Source organism: Streptomyces sp. NPDC059567, assembly GCF_042735655.1.
Lineage (GTDB): Bacteria > Actinomycetota > Actinomycetes > Streptomycetales > Streptomycetaceae > Streptomyces.
Genome location: NZ_JBHWBS010000062.1, coordinates 20,919 through 43,780 on the forward strand (window position 1 = coordinate 20,919; position 22,862 = coordinate 43,780).

20 protein-coding genes are annotated in these 22,862 nt (G+C 71.7%); 2 read left to right on the top strand and 18 right to left on the bottom strand.

Annotation, left to right across the window (positions count from 1 at the left end; genetic code table 11):
* Window positions 1-144: 144 nt before the first annotated feature.
* The 4 genes from ACFVZW_RS24560 to fmt form a co-directional block, all read right to left on the bottom strand.
* On the bottom strand, window positions 145-1,161 hold the full coding sequence (locus ACFVZW_RS24560; protein WP_384525047.1) for a sugar-binding transcriptional regulator: 1,017 nt from the start codon (window positions 1,159-1,161) through the stop codon (window positions 145-147).
* Window positions 1,162-1,362: 201 nt separating this feature from the next.
* Window positions 1,363-2,046 (bottom strand): ribulose-phosphate 3-epimerase, encoded by a 684-nt coding sequence (gene rpe, locus ACFVZW_RS24565; protein ID WP_384525005.1) that lies wholly within the window; start codon window positions 2,044-2,046, stop codon window positions 1,363-1,365.
* Window positions 2,047-2,222: 176 nt separating this feature from the next.
* On the bottom strand, window positions 2,223-3,644 hold the full coding sequence (locus ACFVZW_RS24570; protein WP_384525008.1) for an RsmB/NOP family class I SAM-dependent RNA methyltransferase: 1,422 nt from the start codon (window positions 3,642-3,644) through the stop codon (window positions 2,223-2,225).
* Between the two features lie 105 nt (window positions 3,645-3,749).
* On the bottom strand, window positions 3,750-4,682 hold the full coding sequence (fmt, locus tag ACFVZW_RS24575; RefSeq protein WP_384525011.1) for a methionyl-tRNA formyltransferase: 933 nt from the start codon (window positions 4,680-4,682) through the stop codon (window positions 3,750-3,752).
* Window positions 4,683-4,944: 262 nt separating this feature from the next.
* On the opposite strand from fmt, the gene ACFVZW_RS24580 reads away from it, so the two are divergent.
* Window positions 4,945-5,457: a hypothetical protein gene (locus tag ACFVZW_RS24580; RefSeq protein WP_384525014.1), complete on the top strand. Its 513-nt coding sequence runs from the start codon at window positions 4,945-4,947 to the stop codon at window positions 5,455-5,457.
* A gap of 87 nt (window positions 5,458-5,544) precedes the next feature.
* On the opposite strand, the gene ACFVZW_RS24585 is transcribed toward ACFVZW_RS24580, so the two are convergent.
* The 14 genes from ACFVZW_RS24585 to pyrR all read right to left on the bottom strand — a co-directional run bounded on the left by ACFVZW_RS24585 (window position 5,545) and on the right by pyrR (window position 22,059).
* Window positions 5,545-7,689 (bottom strand): primosomal protein N', encoded by a 2,145-nt coding sequence (locus ACFVZW_RS24585; RefSeq protein ID WP_384525017.1) that lies wholly within the window; start codon window positions 7,687-7,689, stop codon window positions 5,545-5,547.
* A 104-nt stretch (window positions 7,690-7,793) separates the two neighbouring features.
* Window positions 7,794-9,002 carry a methionine adenosyltransferase gene (gene metK, locus ACFVZW_RS24590; RefSeq protein WP_362371761.1) on the bottom strand — a complete coding sequence of 403 codons (1,209 nt, stop codon included), beginning with the start codon at window positions 9,000-9,002 and terminating at the stop codon, window positions 7,794-7,796.
* A 211-nt stretch (window positions 9,003-9,213) separates the two neighbouring features.
* Entirely contained in the window at window positions 9,214-10,479 is a 1,266-nt protein-coding gene (gene coaBC / locus ACFVZW_RS24595; RefSeq protein WP_384525020.1) for a bifunctional phosphopantothenoylcysteine decarboxylase/phosphopantothenate--cysteine ligase CoaBC, read from the bottom strand.
* A gap of 96 nt (window positions 10,480-10,575) precedes the next feature.
* Entirely contained in the window at window positions 10,576-10,848 is a 273-nt protein-coding gene (rpoZ, locus tag ACFVZW_RS24600) for a DNA-directed RNA polymerase subunit omega (protein ID WP_005319902.1), read from the bottom strand.
* 70 nt (window positions 10,849-10,918) lie between these two features.
* A complete protein-coding gene (gmk, locus tag ACFVZW_RS24605; protein ID WP_260231124.1) occupies window positions 10,919-11,482 on the bottom strand; it encodes a guanylate kinase in 564 nt (187 codons plus the stop codon).
* A 49-nt stretch (window positions 11,483-11,531) separates the two neighbouring features.
* Window positions 11,532-11,855 carry an integration host factor gene (locus tag ACFVZW_RS24610; protein WP_030204477.1) on the bottom strand — a complete coding sequence of 108 codons (324 nt, stop codon included), beginning with the start codon at window positions 11,853-11,855 and terminating at the stop codon, window positions 11,532-11,534.
* Between the two features lie 274 nt (window positions 11,856-12,129).
* Complete coding sequence (gene pyrF, locus ACFVZW_RS24615) at window positions 12,130-12,966, bottom strand: orotidine-5'-phosphate decarboxylase (RefSeq protein ID WP_384525026.1); 837 nt, start codon at window positions 12,964-12,966, stop codon at window positions 12,130-12,132.
* Window positions 12,963-14,075: a quinone-dependent dihydroorotate dehydrogenase gene (locus ACFVZW_RS24620; RefSeq protein ID WP_384525029.1), complete on the bottom strand. Its 1,113-nt coding sequence runs from the start codon at window positions 14,073-14,075 to the stop codon at window positions 12,963-12,965. The genes pyrF and ACFVZW_RS24620 overlap by 4 nt, the downstream gene beginning before the upstream one ends.
* Before the next feature lie 55 nt (window positions 14,076-14,130).
* Window positions 14,131-17,439 carry a carbamoyl-phosphate synthase large subunit gene (gene carB / locus ACFVZW_RS24625; RefSeq protein WP_384525031.1) on the bottom strand — a complete coding sequence of 1,103 codons (3,309 nt, stop codon included), beginning with the start codon at window positions 17,437-17,439 and terminating at the stop codon, window positions 14,131-14,133.
* Window positions 17,432-18,574: a glutamine-hydrolyzing carbamoyl-phosphate synthase small subunit gene (gene carA / locus ACFVZW_RS24630; protein ID WP_384525034.1), complete on the bottom strand. Its 1,143-nt coding sequence runs from the start codon at window positions 18,572-18,574 to the stop codon at window positions 17,432-17,434. Before carA ends, carB begins: the two co-directional genes overlap by 8 nt.
* On the bottom strand, window positions 18,571-19,146 hold the full coding sequence (locus ACFVZW_RS24635; RefSeq protein WP_384525037.1) for a hypothetical protein: 576 nt from the start codon (window positions 19,144-19,146) through the stop codon (window positions 18,571-18,573). The genes carA and ACFVZW_RS24635 overlap by 4 nt, the downstream gene beginning before the upstream one ends.
* The gene (locus tag ACFVZW_RS24640; RefSeq protein WP_384525040.1) at window positions 19,143-20,429 is read right to left on the bottom strand and encodes a dihydroorotase; all 1,287 of its coding nucleotides are present in this window, start codon (window positions 20,427-20,429) and stop codon (window positions 19,143-19,145) included. The genes ACFVZW_RS24635 and ACFVZW_RS24640 overlap by 4 nt, the downstream gene beginning before the upstream one ends.
* Window positions 20,430-20,431: 2 nt before the next feature.
* Window positions 20,432-21,412 carry an aspartate carbamoyltransferase catalytic subunit gene (locus tag ACFVZW_RS24645; RefSeq protein ID WP_329122859.1) on the bottom strand — a complete coding sequence of 327 codons (981 nt, stop codon included), beginning with the start codon at window positions 21,410-21,412 and terminating at the stop codon, window positions 20,432-20,434.
* Window positions 21,413-21,495: 83 nt separating this feature from the next.
* The gene (gene pyrR, locus ACFVZW_RS24650) at window positions 21,496-22,059 is read right to left on the bottom strand and encodes a bifunctional pyr operon transcriptional regulator/uracil phosphoribosyltransferase PyrR (RefSeq protein WP_376443296.1); all 564 of its coding nucleotides are present in this window, start codon (window positions 22,057-22,059) and stop codon (window positions 21,496-21,498) included.
* A gap of 254 nt (window positions 22,060-22,313) precedes the next feature.
* Here pyrR and bldD point away from each other — a divergent pair, with 254 nt between their 5' ends.
* Entirely contained in the window at window positions 22,314-22,814 is a 501-nt protein-coding gene (gene bldD / locus ACFVZW_RS24655) for a transcriptional regulator BldD (RefSeq protein WP_017242229.1), read from the top strand.
* The last annotated feature ends 48 nt before the right edge of the window (window positions 22,815-22,862 follow it).

The following is a 22,862-nucleotide window of genomic DNA, read 5'->3' on the forward strand; positions in this document are numbered from 1 at the left end:
CCCTCGGCCGCGGCCGGGGGGCCGTCCTCCGCGCGGGGGGGGGGCGCCCGCCGCGCCGCCGCCCCGCCGCCGGGGTTCGGGGCGTCTTGAACGAGGGGCCGGTGGTGGCGGGGCCGAGAGGGCCGGCGGTCCCGCCGGCTCCGGTCAGACCCCGTCCGGGTCCGCGCGCTCCAGCGCCGGCCGCGAGCCGGGGGCCGACTCGGTGAGGAGGTAGTCCGCCGCCGCACGGTCGGTCACCAGGCTGGTGACGAGCCCGGAGCGGAGCACCGCGCCGATCGCCGCCGCCTTGCGCTGACCGCCCGCGATCGCCACGACCTCGGGGATCCGGCGCAGCCTGTCGGCCTCGACCGTGATGCAGCGCTCGCCCAGGTCACGCCCCACGCGGCGCCCTTCGGCGTCGAAGAGGTGCGCGGACATCTCGGCGGCGACGCCGAGGGAGGCGTAATGGGCGCGCTCCTCGTCCGAGAGCATGTCGTGCACGGTCGAGATGCCCGGCTCCCAGGAGCCGATGGACACACAGGCGACGGTGACCTTGTCGAAGTACTCGAAGGCCCGGGCGATACCGGTCTGGTTCCGCAGCGCCGCCGCCGTCGCGGGGTCGGGCAGCAGCATCGGCGCGTAGATGGGGTGCGCCTCGCCGCCGGAGACCTGGGCGGCACGCCGTACCGCCTCGACCGAGCCGCGCTCGGCGGTCCCCGCGTCGTACACGCCCGTGAGCTGCACGACCGTGCACGGGGGCAGCCGGTCGAGGGCCGCCGCCATGTGGATGGTGGAGCGGCCCCAGGCCAGGCCGAGGACGTCGCCCTCGTTGACCAGCTCGCCGAGCAGGTCGGCCGCGACCTCACCGAGGTTCTCCGGGTCGGGCGACTCGTCCTCGCCCTCGGCCGGGGACTCGACGACGACGGCGTGACGGAGGCCGTAGCGGGCACGGAGCGCGTCGGAGCGCTCGGCGTCCAGCTCCGCGGGTACGCGGATCTCGATCCGTACGAGGTCGCGTTCGAGGGCGGTCTCCAGGACCCGGGCCACCTTGAAGCGGCTCACGCCGAACTCCTCGGCGATCTGGATCTTGGACTTGCCCTCGAGGTAGAAGCGACGCGCCATGGCCGCCGCCTGCACCAGCTCCGCGGGTCCCATCCGCAGGGCTGACCGTCCCGCCGAGATTCCCGCCACCGCGATCTCCTTAGCTCTGTTCTCGTACCGCTGCTCAGGTGCTGCTGTCGTGCTGCTGCCGGACTGCTCTTGCGGTCCAGCCGTGCCGCTTTTGTCGTTCACACTCTGGACTCGCCGTTCATCCTGTCAGATCCGGCGGGCCCTGATCGGTCCTGTCGACGCTCCGACGGACCGCGTTCATCTGGCCGAGGCTCAGTGGCCACACGCCCACGCCGCCGAGGCGGTCGCGGATTCGGCCTTCGCACGGAGCGAGCGGACCGCCTCGGCCGGATCCGCGGCGCCGTAGACCGCCGAGCCGGCGACGAAGACGTCCGCGCCCGCCTCGGCGCAGCGCTCGATGGTGGATTCGGCGACCCCGCCGTCGACCTGCAGCCACAGCTCCAGACCGTGCTTGGCGATCAGCTCACGGGTACGACGGATCTTGGGGAGCATGATGTCGAGGAAGGCCTGCCCGCCGAAGCCGGGCTCGACGGTCATGATCAGCAGCATGTCGAGCTCGGGGAGCAGGTCCTCGTACGGCTCGATGGGCGTCGCGGGCTTCAGCGCCATCGACGCCCGCGCGCCCTTCGCCCGGATCTCCCGCGCGAGCCGCACGGGCGCGGCCGCCGCCTCCACGTGGAAGGTGACGGACCCGGCGCCGGCCTCCACGTACTGCGGGGCCCAGCGGTCCGGGTCCTCGATCATGAGGTGGCAGTCCAGCGGCGTGCCCGTCGCACGGCTGAGCGACTCGACGATCGGCACACCGAGCGTCAGATTGGGCACGAAGTGGTTGTCCATGACATCGACGTGCAGCCAGTCGGCACCCTCGACGGCCTTCGCCTCCTCGGCGAGGCGGGCGAAGTCTGCGGACAGGATGCTGGGGTTGATCTGCGCCATGTGCCAAGCCTGCCATGTTCTTGGGCACTTCTTTGCCGCGGAGCGGTTTCGGACCGGGATCCGCGCGGGTTCGGTACGGATTCGGCCCGGATTCGGACCCGGTTCCGCGCCCGCTCCCGCCGATCCGACCGTCCACATGCCGGACGGGCGCCGATCCGCCCGCGCCAGGCGAGGCGTCAGGCGGTACGCCGGAGCAGCGCCAGGTACATCGCGTCCGTGCCGTGCAGATGCGGCCACAGCTGGACGTCGGGGCCGTCACCCAGCCCGGGAACACCGGGCATCAGGGGGCGGACGTCGATCCATTCCGCCTCGACGGCCGGGCCGCCGCGGCCCTTGAGGACGTCCTCGACGACCACGCGGGTCTCCGCCAGGTGCGGCGAGCAGGTCGCGTAGCCGACGACTCCCCCGACGCGGACCGCCGACAGCGCCTCGCGCAGCAGACCGCGCTGGAGCGGGGCGAAGCCGTCCATGTCCTCCGGGCGACGGCGCCAGCGCGCCTCGGGGCGGCGGCGCAGCGCGCCGAGGCCGGAGCACGGGACGTCCATCAGGACACGGTCGAAGGAGCCGGGACGCCACGGCGGACGGGTGCCGTCGGCCGCGATGACCTGGTACGGGCCGGGGTTGCCGGCCAGCGCACGCTCGACGAGCCGGGCGCGGTGCGGCTGCTTCTCGGAGGCGAGCAGTGCGGCGCCTCGCTGCGCGGCGAGGGCGCCGAGCAGCGCCGCCTTGCCACCGGGGCCCGCGCAGCCGTCGAGCCAGCGCTCGTCGCGGCCCTCCAGGGGCGCGTTGGCCAGTGCGATGGCGACCAGCTGGCTGCCCTCGTCCTGGACGCCGGCCCGCCCCTCCTTCACGGCCTCGATGGCGCCGGGCTCTCCGCCCTCGGCCAGCCGGACCGCGTACGGGGACCAGCGGCCGGGCAGCGTGTCCTCGCCGGTGAGCTCCTCGGTGGTGGCGCGCCCCGGCCGGGCCACGAGCGTGACCTCGGGCCGCTCGTTGTCGGCCTCCAACAGGTCCTCGATACCGGCCCGCCCGCCGCCGAGGGCGTCCCACAGCGCGGAGACGACCCAGCGCGGGTGCGAGTGGACGACCGCGAGATGGTCCTCGGCGTCGTCCTCGTACGGTGGGGCGACCTGCGCGACCCAGGTGTCGAGGTCGTTCTGCGCGATCTTCCGCAGAACGGCGTTCACGAACTTGGCCCGCCCGTCGCCGAGCACCACCCGCGCCAGCTCCACGCTCGCCGAGACGGCGGCGTGGCTCGGGATGCGCGTACCGAGCAGCTGGTGCGCGCCGAGCGACAGCACGTCGAGGACCGGAGGATCGACCTCGCGCAGCGGCCGGTCGATGCAGGCCGAGACGATGGCGTCGTACGTCCCCTGGCGCCGCAGCGTCCCGTAGACCAGCTCGGTCGCGAGCGCCGCGTCGCGCCCGTCGAAGTCGCCCTTCTCCCGGGCCTTCTTCAGCAGCGGCGGCAGCACGAGGTTCGCGTACGCGTCCCGCTCGTCGACCGCCCTGAGCGCCTCGAAGGCCAGGATCCTGACGGGATCCTTCTTGGGGCGCCGGTACGGCTTGGGGGGACGGCGACTGGCCTGCTCGCTCAAAAGGTGCTCCGCTGACGAAGTGAGACGGTCGAACCCTCTCAGCCTACGTCCGTGCGGGCCGCCCGCTCGCCCACCCCTCGTCCACCACCGCCCTGCGCGACGGCGCTACGCGCCGACTGCTTCTCCTGCGGCGATGCGGACCCCACGGGCCCAGTCCGCCGCCCGCATCGGCTTCTTGCCCTGGGGCTGGACCCAGAGCAGCTCCACGGCGTACGAGCCGGTGCCGACGTACACGTTGTTCTTGCCGACCGCGAGCTCGCCGGGCGTCAGATCGGTACGGTCCGGGACGAGCGCCGCCTGGATCAGCTTGAGGCGCTCGCCGCGGAACAGGGTCCAGGCGCCCGGGGCGGGCGTGCAGCCGCGCACGACGCGGTCCACGCGCAGGGCCGGGGCCTTCCAGTCCACATGGGCGTCCTCGACCTGGATCTTCGGGGCCAGCGTGATGCCCTCGACCGGCTGCGGGACGGCCTTCAGGGTGCCGTCCTCGATGCCGTCCATCGTGGCCACGAGCAGCCCGGCGCCGGCGAAGGCGAGCCGGGTCAGCAGGTCGCCGCTGGTGTCGGTGGGACGGACGTCCTCGGTGATCACGCCGTAGACCGGACCGGAGTCGAGACCTTCCTCGATCTGGAACGTCGACGCGCCCGTGACCTCGTCGCCCGCCATCACGGCGTGCTGCACCGGCGCGGCGCCGCGCCAGGCCGGCAGCAGCGAGAAGTGGAGGTTGACCCAGCCGCGGGCGGGGATGTCGAGGGCGACCTTGGGCAGCAGGGCACCGTAGGCCACGACCGGGCAGCAGTCCGGGGCGATCTCGCGGAGCCGCGCGAGGAACGCCTCGTCACGCGGCCTCGCCGGCTTGAGCACCTCGATCCCGGCCTCCTCGGCACGCTGGGCGACGGGGCTCGCGACCAGGCGCCGGCCGCGGCCCGCGGGGGCGTCGGGGCGGGTGACGACGGCGGCCACCTCGTGCCGGCCGGAGGCGAGCAGGGCGTCCAGGGCGGGTACGGCGACCTCGGGGGTGCCTGCGAAGACCAGCTTCACTCGGGAAACCTCGCATCTCGGGGCGGTGGGGGTACCTCCCTGCTCGAGCACAGCCGAGAGCTTGGAGGAGGGCAGCGCACCAGTCTAGAGGCCGGGGCGCGAGGGGGCGTACGTGAGCCTGAGCGCCCCGCGCATATGCGTGTACGCCCCCGCACCGTGACCCAATCCACGGGTGGCGCGTTGGTCAAGGCAGATTGACCGAAACGGGCCGCTCTCCTCTTCGTGGCCCCACCCTTTACACGCCGGTTCGAGAGGCTTTCACATGGCCGACCACGCCACCCACGACGCCCAAGCCCGGGCGAGTCTGCACCTGTTGGTGCGAGACATCGAGCGGGTCCGGCGGCAGGTGGACGCGCTGCGCACACTCACGGCCCAGCTGGGCAACGTCTACCGCCCGCGCCGCTCCGGCCCGTCGACGGGCTTCGTCGTCTACGGACGGGCGCCCGCCCCGACCGTCCGGCTCGCCCAGGAACTGCGGGACAGTGTCGAGACCCTGGTGACGGCGGCGGTCGACTTCGACCGCTCGCTCGGGTTCTCGTGGGACGCGGTGGGCTCGGCGCTCGGGGTCACGAAGCAGGCCGTCCACCGCCGCTACGGCGCCCGCCGCGCGCCTCAGCCGGGGGCGGTCGTGGAGCAGGACCGCGTCGCGGAGCCGGGCACGACCCGCACGCTGCCGGTGGTGCCGCCGGCCCGCACGATGCCTCCGCAGCCCACCCCCGCACCCCTCCGCGAAGACCCCCGCCCCCCGGCCTTCCCGAGCCCCCGCAACGGCTGAAAACCCTCGCCCCTGCGGGGTTGTGGGCACCGCCCCGGCGGTGCGGGGTCCACAACCGGGGTGGACGAGGCCATGAGGGAGGGCGCGTCAGCCGATGTCCGGGGGGTCCACACGGACCCGCACCGGCTCGCCCCCACCCCGCGCCAGCCGCGCCGCCTGCGCCTTCTTCAGCGCCGCCGCCAGCGCCGCCCCGTTGCCCGGTGGGACGCGGACCAGGGCTCGCTCCCACTGCTCCCCCGGCGGGGTGTCCCCCGGCCGGCGGGGGCCGCCCGCGCGGACGACCGGGAGCGGGACCGGGCCCAACACCTCGGCGTCGCCCGGGAGTTCGGCGGTGCCGAGGAACGACACGACCGCCTCCGCCGGGCCCGAAACCGCCGCCATCCGGGACACCGGCGGGAAACCCAGCTCCGCCCGCTCCGCCAGCTCGCGCTGGGCGTGGCCGACGGGGTCCCAGCGCACCAGCGCCTGCACCGGCCGCAGCGTGGGTTCCGCGACCACCACCACCGTGCCGCCCTCGCCCTGCCCCCGTACCAGCGAGGCCGCGTCGATCCAGCGGCGCAGGGCCTCCTCTCCCGCGCGCAGATCGGGGCGGCCGAGCATCGCCCAGCCGTCGAGGAGCAGCGCGGCCGCGTAGCCGCCCTCGGCGACCGGCTCCGCGCCCGGCGTGGAGACCACCAGAGCGGGCCGTCCGGGCACGGTGTCCAGGACGTGGTCACGACCGGACGTCCGTACCGGAACCGCCGGGAACGCCCGGCCCAGCTCCTCCGCCGTCCGCCGCGCCCCCACGACCTGGGCCCGCAGCCGCGTCGCACCGCACTCCACGCAGTGCCAGTCCGGCGCTCCCCGCCCGCACCAGCCGCACCGCAGCTCCTGCTGCTCCGGCGCCTCCAGCGGCCCGGCGCAGTGCTGGCAGCGCGCGGGGGTCCGGCAGCGCTCGCACGCCAGCCGGGGTACGTAACCCCGCCGCGGGACCTGGACGAGCACCGGGCCGGTCTTCAGGCCCTCCCGTACCGCCTGCCAGGCCAGCGAGGGCAGCCGCGCGGCGCGCGCGGCCTCGTCGCGGGCCAGATCGGTGTCTCCCACGGTCCGTACGAGCGGGGCGGCCGCCCGCACCTGGTCGCGGCCGGCGACCAGCGGCGCGGCCCAGCCGGACTCCACGAGCTGCGCGGCCTCGACCGTGCAGCCGGTGGAGCCGAGCAGGAAGGCGCACTTGTCATGGGCGGCGCGCAGCAGCAGCACGTCACGCGCGTGGGGCTGCGGGGCATGCGGCTCGCTGTGACTGCCGTCCCCGTCGTCCCAGATGGCGACGAGCCCGAGGTCGCGGACGGGCGCGAACATCGCCGCGCGCGTGCCGACGACCGCGCGTACGGCGCCCCGCCGTACCGAGAGCCACTGCGCGTACCGCTTCTCGGGTCCGGTCTCGGCCGTGAGCAGCGCATGCCGTCCCGGCCCCAGGAGCGCCGTCAGCGCCGCGTCCACCCGCGCGGCGGCCCGTCCGTCGGGGACGACGACGAGCGCGCCCCGGCCGGAGGCGAGCGTCGCGCCCATGGCGCGGGCCAGCTCCTCGGCCCAGTACGGGCCCGGCAAGGCGTTCCAGACCGCCCGCGGGGCCCCGCCCCGGGCCAGGGCGTCCAGGAAGGCCGCCCCGCGCTCGTACCGCGCCCAGGTGCCCACCTCGGGCGCGGTGGGCGGCGGCAGCGGCTCCGGGGAGGCCTTGCCCTCCGCGCGGGCGCTGCGGGGCGGGACGGCCAGCTGGAGCACGTCCGCGAGGCTCCCCGCGTACCGGTCGGCGACGGCCCGCGCGAGTCCCAGGAGCTCGGCGCTCAGCACCGGCTCGGGCGACACGACGTCGGCGAGCGCGGCCAGGGCGCCCTTGTAGTCGGACTCGGCCTTCCGCTCGACGAGGAATCCGTCGATCAGCCGTCCGCCCTCGCGCCGCCCGTCCCTGACCTGGTGCGCCCCGGCCCCGAACCGCACCCGCACCCGCACCCCGGGCTGTGCGACGGCGTCCAGCTCCTCGGGGACGGCGTAGTCGAAGAACTGGTCGAGGTGCAGCACCCCCTTGTTGACCACCACCCGCGCCACGGGCAGCTCCTTGGCCAACGCGGCTCCACGCCACGTCCGCGGCTTGGCCCGCGGCACCTTCGCCTTCCGTACGGACTCCCGAATGAGCGCGAGCTGCTCGTGCGACTCACCGGTCGCACCCTCGGGCGTCTCGTTCTCGCTGCTCACAGCCACATACCTACCAGACCGCACTGACACCCGGCCTGGGCCGGACATGCGGAAGCCCGGCTCCCCCAAGGGTGCCGGGCTTCCGCATCGTGCCTTGTCGCCGCCTACAGGCCGGCGGCCTTGCGCAGGGCCTCCACGCGGTCCGTGCGCTCCCAGGTGAAGTCGGGGAGCTCGCGGCCGAAGTGGCCGTACGCCGCGGTCTGGGCGTAGATCGGGCGGAGCAGGTCGAGGTCGCGGATGATCGCGGCCGGGCGGAGGTCGAAGACCTCGCCGATGGCGTTCTCGATCTTCTCGGTCTCGATCGTGTTGGTGCCGAAGGTCTCGACGAAGAGGCCCACGGGCTCCGCCTTGCCGATCGCGTACGCGACCTGGACCTCGCAGCGCGAGGCGAGGCCGGCGGCCACGACGTTCTTGGCGACCCAGCGCATGGCGTAGGCGGCCGAGCGGTCGACCTTGGACGGGTCCTTGCCGGAGAAGGCGCCGCCACCGTGACGGGCCATGCCGCCGTAGGTGTCGATGATGATCTTGCGTCCGGTGAGGCCGGCGTCGCCCATCGGGCCGCCGATCTCGAAGCGTCCGGTCGGGTTGACCAGCAGGCGGTAGCCCTCGGTGTCCAGCTTGATGCCGTCTTCCAGGAGCTGCTTGATCACGTGCTCGACGACGAACTCGCGGATGTCGGGCGCGAGCAGCGACTCGAGGTCGATGTCGGAGGCGTGCTGCGAGGAGACCACGACCGTGTCGAGGCGGACGGCCTTGTCGCCGTCGTACTCGATGGTGACCTGGGTCTTGCCGTCGGGGCGCAGGTACGGGATGGTCCCGTTCTTGCGGACCTCGGTCAGCCGGCGGGAGAGCCGGTGCGCGAGGTAGATCGGGAGCGGCATCAGCTCCGGGGTCTCGTCCGACGCGTAGCCGAACATCAGGCCCTGGTCGCCGGCGCCCTGCTTGTCCAGCTCGTCCTCGTCGCCCTCGACGCGCTTCTCGTACGCCGTGTCGACGCCCTGCGCGATGTCCGGGGACTGCGACCCGATGGAGACCGAGACGCCGCAGGACGCGCCGTCGAAGCCCTTCTTCGAGGAGTCGTACCCGATCTCGAGGATCTTGTTCCGTACGAGGGTGGGGATGTCGGCCCACGCCTTCGTGGTGACCTCACCGGCGACGTGCACGAGGCCGGTGGTGATCAGCGTCTCGACGGCGACGCGGGAGGTGGGGTCCTCGCGGAGGAGCGCGTCGAGAATGGTGTCGCTGATCTGGTCAGCGATCTTGTCGGGGTGACCTTCGGTCACGGACTCCGAAGTGAACAGACGACGGGACACAATGCTCCCTGGGGTTGCAGCGGCTGCTGGCTCAACAATGTCGGACGGCAGGGGGCTGCGCCCCGCGACGTACCGCGACCAGTCTATCGGGCGTGCTCGGGCATTGGGCCAGGTGTCTCGCAAGGTGGGAGCCGGAGGCTCATGGATTCCGGCCTCCCGCGCATCACGAGCACCCGTTCCGATCCCCCGAGAGGACCGGATTCTCGGGATTTCACTCCGCCGAGGCGGTGAATTCCGGACGATCGGGGGATTCCCCGGAATTCTCCGCGGGCATGGTCCGCAGGCGTGGTGCGACCAGGTCCCAGACCGTTTCCGCGAGGGCTTCCTTCGGTCCGTACGGTACGGGCGTGTCGGTGCCGTCGGCGGCGAGCACCACGGCCTCGTTCTCCTCGGACCCGAAGGTCTTGCGCTCCCCGACCTCGTTGACCACGAGCAGGTCGCAGCCCTTGCGGCGGAGCTTCTCCCGGCCGTTGGCGAGGACGTCGTCGGTCTCGGCGGCGAAGCCGACGATCACCTGGCCGGGAAGCGCCCGGTCGGCGGAGATCTCGGCGAGGACGTCGGGGTTGCGGACCAGCTCGACGGTCGGCGCCTCGACGTCGTCCCGCTTCTTGATCTTCCCCGACGCGTAGACCGCCGGGCGGAAGTCCGCGACGGCGGCCGCCATGACCACGGCGTCGGCGTCGGCCGCCGCCTTGAGGACGGCCTCGCGCAGCTGGATCGCGGTGCCGACGTGGACCACGTCGACGCCGGCCGGGTCCGGGATGCCGGTGTTGGCCTCGACGAGGGTGACCCGGGCGCCACGGGCCGCGGCGGCCTTGGCCAGGGCGTAGCCCTGCTTGCCGGAGGAGCGGTTGCCCAGGTAGCGGACCGGGTCGAGGGGCTCGCGGGTGCCTCCCGCGCTGACCACGACGTGGCGGCCGACGAGGTCGGGGGCGGCGGCGCCCCGCGCGAGGATCCGCCGGCAGACCTCGAAGATCTCGGACGGGTCCGGCAGCCGGCCCTTGCCGGTGTCGACACCGGTCAGCCGGCCGACGGCGGGCTCGATGACGACGGCGCCCCGACGGCGCAGCGTGGCCACGTTCTCCTGGGTGGCCGGGTGCTCCCACATCTCGGTGTGCATCGCCGGGGCGAAGACGACCGGACAGCGGGCGGTCAGCAGCGTGTTCGTCAGGAGGTCGTCGGCGAGGCCGTGGGCGGCCTTGGCGAGCATGTCGGCGGTGGCGGGGGCCAGGACGACGAGGTCGGCGGCCTGCCCGATCCGTACGTGCGGGACCTCGTGGACGGACTCCCACACCTCGGTCGAGACGGGGTTGCCGGAGAGGGCGGACCAGGTTGCCGCGCCGACGAAGTTCAGGGCGGAGGCCGTCGGCACGACACGTACGTCGTGGCCCGACTCGGTCAGCCGCCGGAGCAGCTCACAGGCCTTGTACGCGGCGATGCCGCCGCTGACCCCCAGAACGACCTTCGGCTTGGTCACTACTGCCACTCCCCGCACTCGGATGCGTACGTCTCCATGAGACACCACAGGCCCGGCGGTTGTTCCGCCGGGCCTGAGGTGAGATGCGTTACGTGCTTACTGCGCCGGGCCCTCGATGGCCTCGGAGGTCAGCAGACCCGCGTTGATCTCGCGCAGGGCGATCGAGAGCGGCTTCTCGTGGACGTGGGTGTCCACCAGCGGACCGACGTACTCGAGCAGGCCCTCGCCGAGCTGCGAGTAGTACGCGTTGATCTGACGCGCGCGCTTGGCCGCGTAGATCACGAGGCTGTACTTCGAGTCGGTGGCCTCGAGCAGCTCGTCGATCGGCGGGTTGATGATGCCCTCGGGCGCGGTGATGGAAGAGGACACGCTCTAGCCTTCCGAAGAAACTTCTGGGTGAGCTGATCGGGATGATCAGATCCAGTTGATCAGAAAAAGATCAAACAACGTTCATCAAGGCTAGCAGCTCACGCGCCACGTCCTCGACGGAGGTGTTGACCAGGGTGGTGTCGAACTCCGTCTCGGCGGCCAGTTCGATCTTGGCGGCCTCCAGCCGGCGCTCGATGACCTCGGGCGACTCGGTGCCGCGGCCGGTGAGCCGGCGGACCAGCTCGTCCCAGCTCGGCGGTGCCAGGAAGACCAGCTGCGAGTCCGGCATGGACTCCTTGACCTGCCGGGCGCCCTGGAGGTCGATCTCCAGGAGGACGGGCTCGCCGGCCTCCAGTCGCTCCAGGACCGCAGCACGCGGCGTGCCGTAGCGGTTGCCCGCGAACTCGGCCCATTCGAGGAGTTCCCCGTTGGCGACCAGCTTGTCGAATTCGTCGTCCGTGACGAAGAAGTACTGGACACCGTGCTTCTCGCCGGGGCGCGGCTTTCGTGTCGTGGCCGACACCGAGAGCCAGACCTCGGGGTGGACCTTGCGCATATGAGCGACGACCGTGCTCTTGCCCACCCCGGAGGGGCCGGAGAGCACGGTCAGCCGCGGACGTACCTCTGCTGCCATGCAGCGATTATTCCAGCTTTACGGGGGTGCCTGGGACGGCAGACCCGTCTCAGGCGCCGGTGCTGCCGAACTCGCGCTCCAGGGAGGCGATCTGGTTGGAACCGAGCCCGCGCACACGACGGCTCTCGGAGATACCGAGCCGCTCCATGATCTGCTTGGCGCGGACCTTGCCCACGCCCGGGAGCGACTCCAGCAGCGCGGAGACCTTCATCTTGCCGATGACGTCGTTCTCCTGGCCGGTCTTGATCACCTCGTGGAGGGAGGCGCCGGAGTGCTTGAGTCGATTCTTGACCTCGGCCCGCTCCCGGCGAGCCGCGGCGGCCTTTTCGAGCGCGGCTGCGCGCTGTTCAGGGGTAAGGGGCGGAAGAGCCACGCCTACGTCACCTCGGATGTCGAACTGTCGGATACGGACCGGTGAGGAACCTAGTCGCCCCACACCAGTGGAGCAACGATCAACGTAGTGACCGTTGAACGCTGACTCTGCCCCGGAGACTAGCGGCCAATGTCTCTCCAGTCAGCGAGAACAAGCGAAAAGTCCTGGTCAGCATCGACCGACCAGGACTTTTCGGGCATAACGACCGGGTTTTGAGCCAAGTTCTTGTCAAGGAGTGAGACGGCCCCGACCTGCGGATTGGCCCGGCGAGGGGTCAGGAGGCGACGGCCTCGCGGATTTCCGTCGCGTATCGCTCGGCGGAGTCCCGCAGGGCGGCGGTGTCCGGGCCGTGCTTCAGGACGCCCCGGCTGACGTTCGGGACCACGTTGCGGACCGCCGCGCCGAAGACGGCCGGGAGATCGGCCGGGGTGGCGCCCTGGGCACCGATGCCGGGAGCCAGAAGCGGGCCGTTGATGTCCAGGTCGAAGGAGGACAGGTCGCCGAGCGTCGCGCCGACGACCGCGCCGAAGGAGCCCATCGGGGTCTCCCCCGCGTTCTCCGCCGCGAGGTGGGCCAGCATGGTCGCGCCGATCGTGCGGCCGTCCTCGCGGACCGCCCGCTGGACCTCCGCGCCCTCCGGGTTGGAGGTGAGGGCCAGGACGAAGAGGCCCGCGCCGGACTCCCGCGCCAGGTCGACGGCCGGCTTCAGCGAGCCGTAGCCGAGGTACGGGGAGACCGTGAGGGCGTCCGAGAAGAGCGGGGAGTCCTTCCGGAGGAAGGTCTCGGCGTAGGCGGCCATCGTGGAGCCGATGTCGCCGCGCTTGGCGTCCATCACGACCAGGCCGCCCGCGGCCCGCAGCTCGGTGACGGCGCGCTCCAGGACGGCGACACCGCGCGAGCCGAAGCGCTCGAAGAACGCGGACTGCGGCTTGAAGACGGCGACGGTCTCCGCGAGCGCCTCGACGACCGTGAAGGTGAAGCGCTCCAGGCCGGCGATGTCGTCGCCGAGGCCCCAGGAGTCCAGCAGGGCGGCATGCGGGTCGATGCCGACGCAGAGGGGGCCGCGCTCGTCCATGGCGGAGCGCAGGCGGGTACCGAAGGAGAGAGTCACTGGACGGCGGCCTTTCGGTTGTCGGCGCCGACGGCCTCGGCGAGGGTGGCGTACGGGGAGGCGGCGAGGCGCGCCGCGAGGCCCTTGTGGATGGCGCGGGCGTAGAACGGGCCCTCGTAGATGAAGGCGCTGTAACCCTGGATCAGGGTGGCACCGGCCAGGATGCGCTGCCAGGCGTCCTCGGCGTTCTCGATGCCGCCGACGCCCACGAGGACCAGCTGGTCCCCCACGCGCGCGTGGAGGCGCCTGAGCACCGCCAGGGAGCGCTCCTTGACGGGCGCGCCGGACAGTCCGCCGGTCTCCTTGACCAGCGCCGGGTCGGACTTCAGACCGAGGCCCTCGCGGGCGATGGTGGTGTTGGTGGCGATGATGCCGTCGAGGCCGAGCTCCAGGGCCAGGTCGGCGACCGCGTCGACGTCCTCGTCGGCCAGGTCGGGGGCGATCTTGACCAGGAGCGGGACGCGGCGGTCGGTGACGGTGCGGTCGGCCGCTTCCCGTACCGCGGTGAGCAGCGGGCGCAGCGACTCGGTGGCCTGGAGGTTGCGCAGGCCGGGGGTGTTCGGCGAGGAGACGTTCACGACCAGGTAGTCGGCGTGCGCGGCGAGGCGCTCGGTGGACTTCACGTAGTCGGCGGCGGCCTCGGCCTCCGGCACGACCTTGGTCTTGCCGATGTTGACGCCGACGACGGTCCTGAAGACCGGCACGCGCGCGTGGAGGCGGGCGGCGACGACGGCGGAGCCCTCGTTGTTGAAGCCCATGCGGTTGATCAGGGCGCGGTCCGGGACCAGCCGGAAGAGGCGCTTCTTGGGGTTGCCGGGCTGGGCCTCGCCGGTGACCGTGCCGATCTCGATGTGGTCGAAGCCGAGCATCGACATGCCGTCGATGGCGACGGCGTTCTTGTCGAAGCCGGCGGCGAGGCCGAAGGGGCCGTGCATCCGCAGGCCGAGGGCCTCGGTGCGCAGCTCCTTGTGCCGGGGCGCGAGGACCGCGGCGACGAAAGTGCGCAGGACGGGAACGCGGGCGGCGAGGCGGATCCAGCGGAAGGCGAGGTGGTGGGCCTGCTCCGGGTCCATCCGCTTGAAGACCAGGTTGAAGAAGAACTTGTACATGTGGGTGTCCTCAGCAAGAGGGGGACACCGTTTCCGGTGTCCCCCTCGTGGGTTGCTAGTCGCGGGCCGCGGTCAAGTGTTCCGCGTGTTCCTGGAGCGAGCGGACGCCGACGCCGCCGTGGTTGAGCGCGTCGATGCCCTGGACCGCCGCGGCGAGCGCCTGGACCGTGGTGAGGCACGGAACGGAGCGGGCCACCGCCGCCGTACGGATGTCGTAGCCGTCGAGGCGGCCGCCGGTGCCGTACGGGGTGTTGACGATCAGGTCGACCTGGCCGTCGTGGATCAGCTGGACGATCGTCTTCTCGCCGTTCGGGCCTTCGCCCTCGGACTGCTTGCGCACGATGGTGGCGTTGATGCCGTTGCGCTTGAGCACCTCCGCCGTGCCCGAGGTGGCCATCAGCTCGAAGCCGTGGGCGACCAGCTCGCGCGCCGGGAAGATCATCGAGCGCTTGTCGCGGTTGGCGACGGAGATGAAGGCGCGGCCCTTGGTGGGCAGCGGACCGTAGGCGCCGGCCTGCGACTTCGCGTACGCCGTGCCGAAGACGGAGTCGATGCCCATGACCTCGCCGGTGGAGCGCATCTCCGGGCCGAGGATGGTGTCCACACCGCGGCCGTGGATGTCGCGGAAGCGCGTCCACGGCATCACGGCCTCCTTGACGGAGATCGGCGCGTCGAGCGGCAGGGTGCCGCCGTCGCCGGTCTTCGGGAGCAGTCCCTCTTCGCGCAGCTCGGCGATGGTGGCGCCGAGCGAGATGCGGGCGGCGGCCTTCGCCAGCGGGACGGCGGTCGCCTTCGAGGTGAAGGGGACGGTCCGGGAGGCGCGCGGGTTGGCCTCCAGGACGTAGAGGATGTCGCCGGCCATCGCGAACTGGATGTTGATCAGTCCGCGGACGCCGACGCCCTTGGCGATGGCCTCCGTGGAGGTGCGCAGGCGCTTGATGTCGAAGCCGCCGAGGGTGATCGGGGGCAGGGCGCAGGCCGAGTCGCCGGAGTGGATGCCGGCCTCCTCGATGTGCTCCATGACACCGCCGAGGTAGAGCTCGTGGCCGTCGTAGAGGGCGTCGACGTCGATCTCGATGGCGTCGTCGAGGAAGCGGTCGACCAGGACCGGTCGGGTGGGGCTGATCTCGGTGGACTCGGCGATGTACGCCTCCAGGCGTGCCTCGTCGTAGACGATCTCCATGCCACGGCCGCCGAGCACGTACGACGGGCGTACGAGGACGGGGTAGCCGATCTCGTCGGCGATGGCCTTGGCGCCGGCGAAGGTCGTCGCGGTGCCGTGCTTGGGGGCCGGGAGGCCGGCCTCGGCGAGGACCTGGCCGAAGGCGCCGCGGTCCTCGGCGGCGTGGATGGCCTCCGGGGAGGTGCCGACGACGGGGACGCCGTTGTCCTTGAGCGCCTGGGACAGACCCAGCGGGGTCTGGCCGCCGAGCTGGACGACGACACCGGCGACGGGGCCGGCCAGCGTCTCGGCGTGGACGATCTCCAGGACGTCCTCGAGCGTCAGCGGCTCGAAGTACAGACGGTCGGAGGTGTCGTAGTCCGTGGAGACGGTCTCCGGGTTGCAGTTGACCATCACGGTCTCGTAGCCCGCGTCGCTGAGCGCGAAGGAGGCGTGGACGCAGGAGTAGTCGAACTCGATGCCCTGGCCGATGCGGTTGGGGCCGGAGCCCAGGATGATCACCGCGGGCTTCTCGCGCGGGGCGACCTCGCTCTCCTCGTCGTAGGACGAGTAGAAGTACGGGGTCTTGGCGGCGAACTCGGCGGCGCAGGTGTCGACCGTCTTGTAGACCGGGCGGACGCCGAGCGCGTGCCGGACCTCGCGGACGACGTCCTCGCGCAGGCCGCGGATCTCGGCGATCTGGGCGTCGGAGAAGCCGTGGCGCTTGGCCTCGGCCAGGATCTCCGGGTGCAGCTTCTCGGCACCGGCCAGCTCGTCGGCGATCTCCTTGATCAGGAAGAGCTGATCGACGAACCACGGGTCGATCTTCGTGGAGTCGAAGACCTCCTGGGGGGTGGCGCCGGCGCGGATGGCCTGCATGACGGTGTTGATGCGGCCGTCGGTCGGGCGGACCGCGTCCCGCAGCAGCTCGTCCTTGTCGCCGGGCTCGCCCACGAAGGTGAACTGCGAGCCCTTCTTCTCCAGGGAGCGCAGGGCCTTCTGCAGCGCCTCGGTGAAGTTCCGGCCGATGGCCATGGCCTCGCCGACCGACTTCATGGTCGTGGTCAGCGTGGAGTCGGCCTGCGGGAACTTCTCGAAGGCGAAGCGCGGGGCCTTGACGACGACGTAGTCGAGCGTGGGCTCGAAGGACGCCGGGGTCTTCTCCGTGATGTCGTTGGGGATCTCGTCCAGCGTGTAGCCGACGGCGAGACGGGCCGCGATCTTGGCGATCGGGAAGCCGGTCGCCTTGGAGGCGAGCGCGGAGGAGCGGGAGACGCGCGGGTTCATCTCGATGACGATGATCCGGCCGTCGTCCGGGTTGACCGCGAACTGGATGTTGCAGCCGCCGGTGTCGACGCCGACCTCGCGGATGATCGCGATGCCGATGTCGCGGAGCCGCTGGTACTCGCGGTCGGTGAGGGTCATCGCCGGGGCGACGGTGATCGAGTCACCGGTGTGGACGCCCATCGGGTCGAAGTTCTCGATGGAGCAGACGACCACGACGTTGTCGTTCTTGTCGCGCATCAGCTCCAGCTCGTACTCCTTCCAGCCGAGGATGGACTCCTCCAGGAGCACCTCGGTGGTGGGAGAGAGGGTGAGGCCCTGACCGGCGATGCGGCGCAGCTCCTCCTCGTCGTGGGCGAAGCCGGAGCCGGCGCCGCCCATGGTGAAGGAGGGGCGCACGACGACGGGGTAGCCGCCGAGCGTCTCGACGCCCTTGAGGACGTCGTCCATGGAGTGGCAGATGACCGAGCGGGCGGACTCGCCGTACCCGATCTTGGCCTTGACGGCCTCGACGACACCCTTGAAGAGGTCGCGGTCCTCGCCCTTGTGGATCGCCTCGACGTTGGCGCCGATGAGCTCGACGCCGTACTTCTCGAGGACGCCCTGCTCGTGCATGGAGATCGCGGTGTTGAGCGCGGTCTGGCCGCCGAGGGTGGGCAGGAGGGCGTCGGGGCGCTCCTTGGCGATGATCTTCTCGACGAACTCGGGGGTGATCGGCTCGACGTAGGTGGCGTCGGCGATCTCCGGGTCGGTCATGATCGTGGCCGGGTTGGAGTTGACCAGGATCACCCGCAGGCCCTCGGCCTTGAGGATGCGGCAGGCCTGGGTGCCGGAGTAGTCGAACTCGGCGGCCTGGCCGATGACGATCGGGCCGGAGCCGATGACCAGGACGGACTGGATATCGGTGCGCTTAGGCACGCTCGGCCTCCATCAGGGATACGAAGCGGTCGAAGAGGTACGCGGCGTCGTGCGGGCCGGCGGCCGCTTCGGGGTGGTACTGGACGGAGAAGGCCGGCTGGTCGAGCAGCTGGAGGCCTTCGACGACCTGGTCGTTCAGGCAGACGTGGGAGACCTCGGCGCGGCCGTAGGGGGTCTCGGAGACCTTGTCGAGGGGCGCGTCGACGGCGAAGCCGTGGTTGTGCGCGGTGACCTCGACCTTGCCGGTGGTGCGGTCCTGCACCGGCTGGTTGATGCCGCGGTGGCCGTACTTCAGCTTGTACGTGCCGAAGCCGAGCGCGCGGCCGAGGATCTGGTTGCCGAAGCAGATGCCGAAGAGCGGCGTCTTGCGCTCCAGGACCGCCCGCATGACGGAGACGGGGTGGTCGGCGGTGGCCGGGTCGCCCGGGCCGTTGGAGAAGAACACGCCGTCCGGGTTCACCGCGTACACGTCCTCGACGGTGGCGGTGGCGGGCAGCACGTGCACCTCGATGCCGCGCTCGGCCATCCGGTGCGGGGTCATGCCCTTGATGCCGAGGTCGACGGCGGCGACGGTGAACTTCTTGGTGCCGATCGCGGGGACGACGTACGTCTCCTTGGTGGCGACCTCGGCGGAGAGGTCGGCGCCCTTCATCTCGGGGGCCTGGCGGACCTCGGCGAGCATGGTGCCCTCGTCGGGCAGCGCGTTGCCGGAGAAGATGCCGACGCGCATCGCGCCGCTCTCGCGCAGATGGCGGGTGAGGGCGCGGGTGTCGATGCCGGAGATGCCGACGACGCCCTGGGCGGCGAGCTCCTCGTCCAGGGAGCGCTTGGCGCGCCAGTTGGAGGAGACGCGGGCGGGGTCGCGGACGACGTAGCCGGAGACCCAGATGCGGGAGGACTCGGGGTCCTCGTCGTTGACGCCGGTGTTGCCGACGTGCGGGGCCGTCATCACGACGACCTGGCGGTGGTACGACGGGTCGGTGAGGGTCTCCTGGTAGCCGGTCATGCCGGTGGAGAACACGGCCTCGCCGAAGGTCTCCCCCACGGCCCCGTAGGCGCGGCCGCGGAAGATGCGGCCGTCCTCCAGGACGAGTACGGCGGGAACCTTGTCGGTTCCCCTTGTGGAGGTCGTCATCGTGCGGTGCCTTCCGTCGTGCTTGCGTGGTTCATGGAGTTGACGGCCTCGACCCAGGCGGCGTGCTCCGCCGCGCGGTCGGACCGGAAGCCGGAGTCGAGGAGCTTCTCGCCGTGTTCCCAGGTGACGATCAGCAGCCCGCCCTCGGCGAGGACCTTGCCGGCGATGCCCTTGTCGAGGCGGGCCTCGCGCAGCGCGGCGGCGGGGATGAAGAAGTCGTTCGCCCCGGGGCGTACGACCTCGATCCCGGCATCGGTGAGGGTGAGCTCGACGCGGCTGCGGGTGCCCAGACCGTGGGCGACGATCCTGTCGAGCCACTGCCCGGCGGTCGTCGAGCCGTGGTAGCGCCCGCTGAGGGCCAGTTTCGCCTCGCCGGGCGTTTCCGGCGCGCCGGGGAGCTCGGGGAGGTCCGACTGGAGGCTGCCGCGCCACTTCCATCCCTGGCGCATCAGCCAGTAGACGAAGGCGATGAAGAGCAGGAGCCCGGCGACCCAGCCGAGCCGTCCGGCCCAGTCGGTCACCTCGGCCGACTTCTTCTCAGCCTCGGCGGCGAATTCGATGAGTGATGTCACGCCAGCTTCCCGTCCACGACCGTCGCACGGCCCCGCAGGAAGGTGTGGGTGATGCGTCCCGGCAGCTCGCGGCCCTCGTAGGGGGTGTTGCGGCTGCGGGAGGCGAAGCCCGCGGGGTCCACGAGACCACGGTATGCCGGATCGACCAGCGTCAGGTTCGCGGGCTCACCTGCCGAGACGGGGCGTCCGTGGCCCGTGGCCTGCCCGATCTGCGCGGGCTTGACGGACATGCGGTCGGCGACGCCGGCCCAGTCGAGCAGTCCGGTCTCGACCATCGTCTGCTGGACGACGGAGAGCGCGGTCTCCAGGCCGACCATGCCCATGGCCGCCGCGGCCCACTCGCAGTCCTTGTCCTCATGAGGGTGCGGGGCGTGGTCGGTGGCGACGATGTCGATGGTGCCGTCGGCGAGGGCCTCGCGGAGCGCCATGACGTCACGCTCGGTGCGCAGCGGCGGGTTGACCTTGTAGACCGGGTTGTAGCTCCGGACCATCTCGTCGGTGAGGAGGAGGTGGTGCGGGGTGACCTCGGCGGTGACGTCGATGCCGCGGGACTTGGCCCAGCGGACGATCTCGACGGAGCCGGCGGTGGAGAGGTGGCAGATGTGGACGCGGGAGCCGACGTGCTCGGCGAGGAGGACGTCGCGGGCGATGATCGACTCCTCGGCGACGGCCGGCCAGCCGCCGAGACCGAGCTCGGCGGAGACGATGCCCTCGTTCATCTGGGCGCCCTCGGTGAGGCGGGGCTCCTGGGCGTGCTGGGCGACGACGCCGCCGAAGGCCTTCACGTACTCCAGGGCGCGGCGCATGATCACGGCGTCGTCGACGCACTTGCCGTCGTCGGAGAAGACGGTGACGCCGGCGGCGGAGTCGTGCATGGCGCCGAGCTCGGCGAGCTTCTTGCCCTCCAGGCCGACGGTGACGGCGCCGATGGGCTGCACGTCGCAGTATCCGGACTCCTTGCCGAGCCGGTAGACCTGCTCGACGACGCCGGCGGTGTCGGCGACCGGGAAGGTGTTGGCCATGGCGAAGACGGCCGTGTAGCCGCCGGAGGCGGCGGCGCGGGTGCCGGTGAGGACGGTCTCGGAGTCCTCGCGGCCGGGCTCGCGCAGGTGGGTGTGGAGGTCGACGAGACCGGGCAGGAGGATCTGCCCATCGGCCTCGACGACCGTCGCGCCCTCGGCCGACAGGCCCGCACCGACCGCGGCGATGGTCTCGCCGTCGATCAGGACGTCCTGGGCCTCGCCGCCGAGGACCTTCGCACCGCGGATCAGGATCTTGCTCATGGTTACTTGCTCTCCTCGGTACGGGTGACAGTGGCGGCGGGCTCGGAACCACCGAGCAGCAGGTAGAGAACGGCCATCCGGATGGAGACGCCGTTGGCGACCTGCTCGACGACCGTGCAGCGGTCGGAGTCGGCGACCTCGGCGGTGATCTCCATGCCGCGGACCATGGGGCCGGGGTGCATGACGATGGCGTGCTCGGGCATCTTCGCCATCCGCTCGCCGTCGAGCCCGTACCGACGCGAGTACTCGCGCTCGGTCGGGAAGAAGGCCGCGTTCATCCGCTCACGCTGCACACGCAGCATCATCACCGCGTCGGACTTGGGCAGCACGCTGTCGAGGTCGTAGCTGACGGCGCAGGGCCAGGTCTCGACGCCGACCGGGACCAGCGTGGGCGGGGCCACCAGGGTGACCTCGGCGCCGAGGGTGTGGAGCAGGTCGACGTTCGAGCGGGCGACCCGGCTGTGCAGGACGTCGCCCACGAGGGTGATGCGCTTGCCCGCGAGGTCCTGGCCGAGGCCGGCGTCGCGGCCGACGAGGCGGCGGCGCATGGTGAAGGCGTCCAGCAGGGCCTGGGTGGGGTGCTGGTGGGTGCCGTCGCCGGCGTTGATGACGGGCGCGTCGATCCAGCCGGAGGTGGCGAGCCGGTAGGGCGCGCCGGAGGCGCTGTGGCGGATGACGACGGCGTCGACGCCCATCGCCTCCAGGGTCTGGGCAGTGTCCTTGAGGGACTCGCCCTTGGAGACGCTGGAGCCCTTGGCCGCGAAGTTGATCACGTCGGCGGAGAGGCGCTTCTCGGCGGCCTCGAAGGAGATCCGGGTGCGGGTGGAGTCCTCGAAGAACAGGTTGCAGATCGTTCGGCCGCGCAGGGTGGGCAGCTTCTTGATCGGCCGGTCGGCCACCCGGGCCATCTCCTCGGCGGTGTCGAGGATGAGGACGGCGTCGTCGCGGGTGAGGTCGGCGGCCGAGATGAGGTGACGCATCATCGGGTTTCGCTCCGTGGTGGCGAGGTGTGAGGGCGTGCGGGCACGCAGGGGTGTGCCCTGGACCCGTCGGGGTGCCGGTACGGCTAGGAGGAGGGCTTGCTGCCGAGCAGGACGGTGTCGCGACCGTCCTCTTCGGCGAGCTGGACCTTGACCGTCTCCCGCAGCGACGTGGGGAGGTTCTTGCCGACGTAGTCGGCGCGGATCGGGAGTTCGCGGTGGCCTCGGTCGACGAGGACCGCGAGCTGGACGGCGCGAGGGCGGCCGATGTCGCCGAGCGCGTCGAGCGCGGCGCGGATCGTGCGGCCGGAGAAGAGCACGTCGTCGACGAGGACGACCAGGCGGCCGTCGATGCCGTCACCGGGGATCTCGGTGCGGCCGATGGCGCGCGCGGGCTTCATCCGCAGGTCGTCGCGGTACATGGTGATGTCGAGCGAGCCGACCGGGATGGTGCGTCCGGTGATCTCGGCGAGCTTGTCGGCCAGTCGGCGGGCGAGGAAGACGCCACGCGTGGGAATGCCGAGGAGAACCACGTCGTCCGCGCCCTTGGCGCGCTCGACGATCTCGTGGGCGATGCGGGTCAGTACCCGCGCGATGTCGGGGCCCTCGAGAACGGGCCGTGCGGCATCGGTCTGCTGCTGTGCGTCCATATGAAACGGACCTCCTTCTCCGCCTCACGGGACGGACCTTAAAGGACGTCGGAATTGCGCCACCGACTCTACCAGGGGCGGGTGACCGCCCAGCTCACCACCCTGCCGCCACCCCGGGCGCCGTCCCCCGGGAGGGGGCGGTACGGACCGTTCGGCTTGACGGGAAAGAGTAACGCTGCGTAACCTCACAGTGAGTTACCAGCCACGCGGCGGAGCCGCACGTTGTCTACAGCGTCCAGCGTCCGGGGAGCTATATGTCCAGCGAATACGCAAAGCAGCTCGGGGCCAAGCTCCGTGCCATCCGCACCCAGCAGGGCCTTTCCCTCCACGGTGTGGAAGAGAAGTCCCAGGGCCGCTGGAAGGCCGTCGTCGTCGGCTCGTACGAGCGCGGTGACCGCGCCGTGACGGTGCAGCGCCTCGCCGAGCTTGCGGACTTCTACGGCGTTCCGGTGCAGGAGCTCCTGCCCGGCACGACCCCGGGCGGGGCCGCCGAGCCGCCGCCGAAGCTCGTTCTCGACCTCGAGCGTCTTGCCCACGTCCCGCAGGAGAAGGCCGGCCCCCTGCAGCGCTACGCGGCGACGATCCAGTCGCAGCGCGGCGACTACAACGGCAAGGTGCTGTCGATCCGCCAGGACGACCTGCGCACGCTCGCCGTCATCTACGACCAGTCGCCCTCGGTGCTGACCGAGCAGCTGATCAGCTGGGGCGTGCTGGACGCGGATGCGCGACGCGCGGTCGCCCACGAGGACAACTGAGCAGAAACGTTGCCGCCGGGGCGGGAAGGGCCTGAGGGCCCTCCCCGC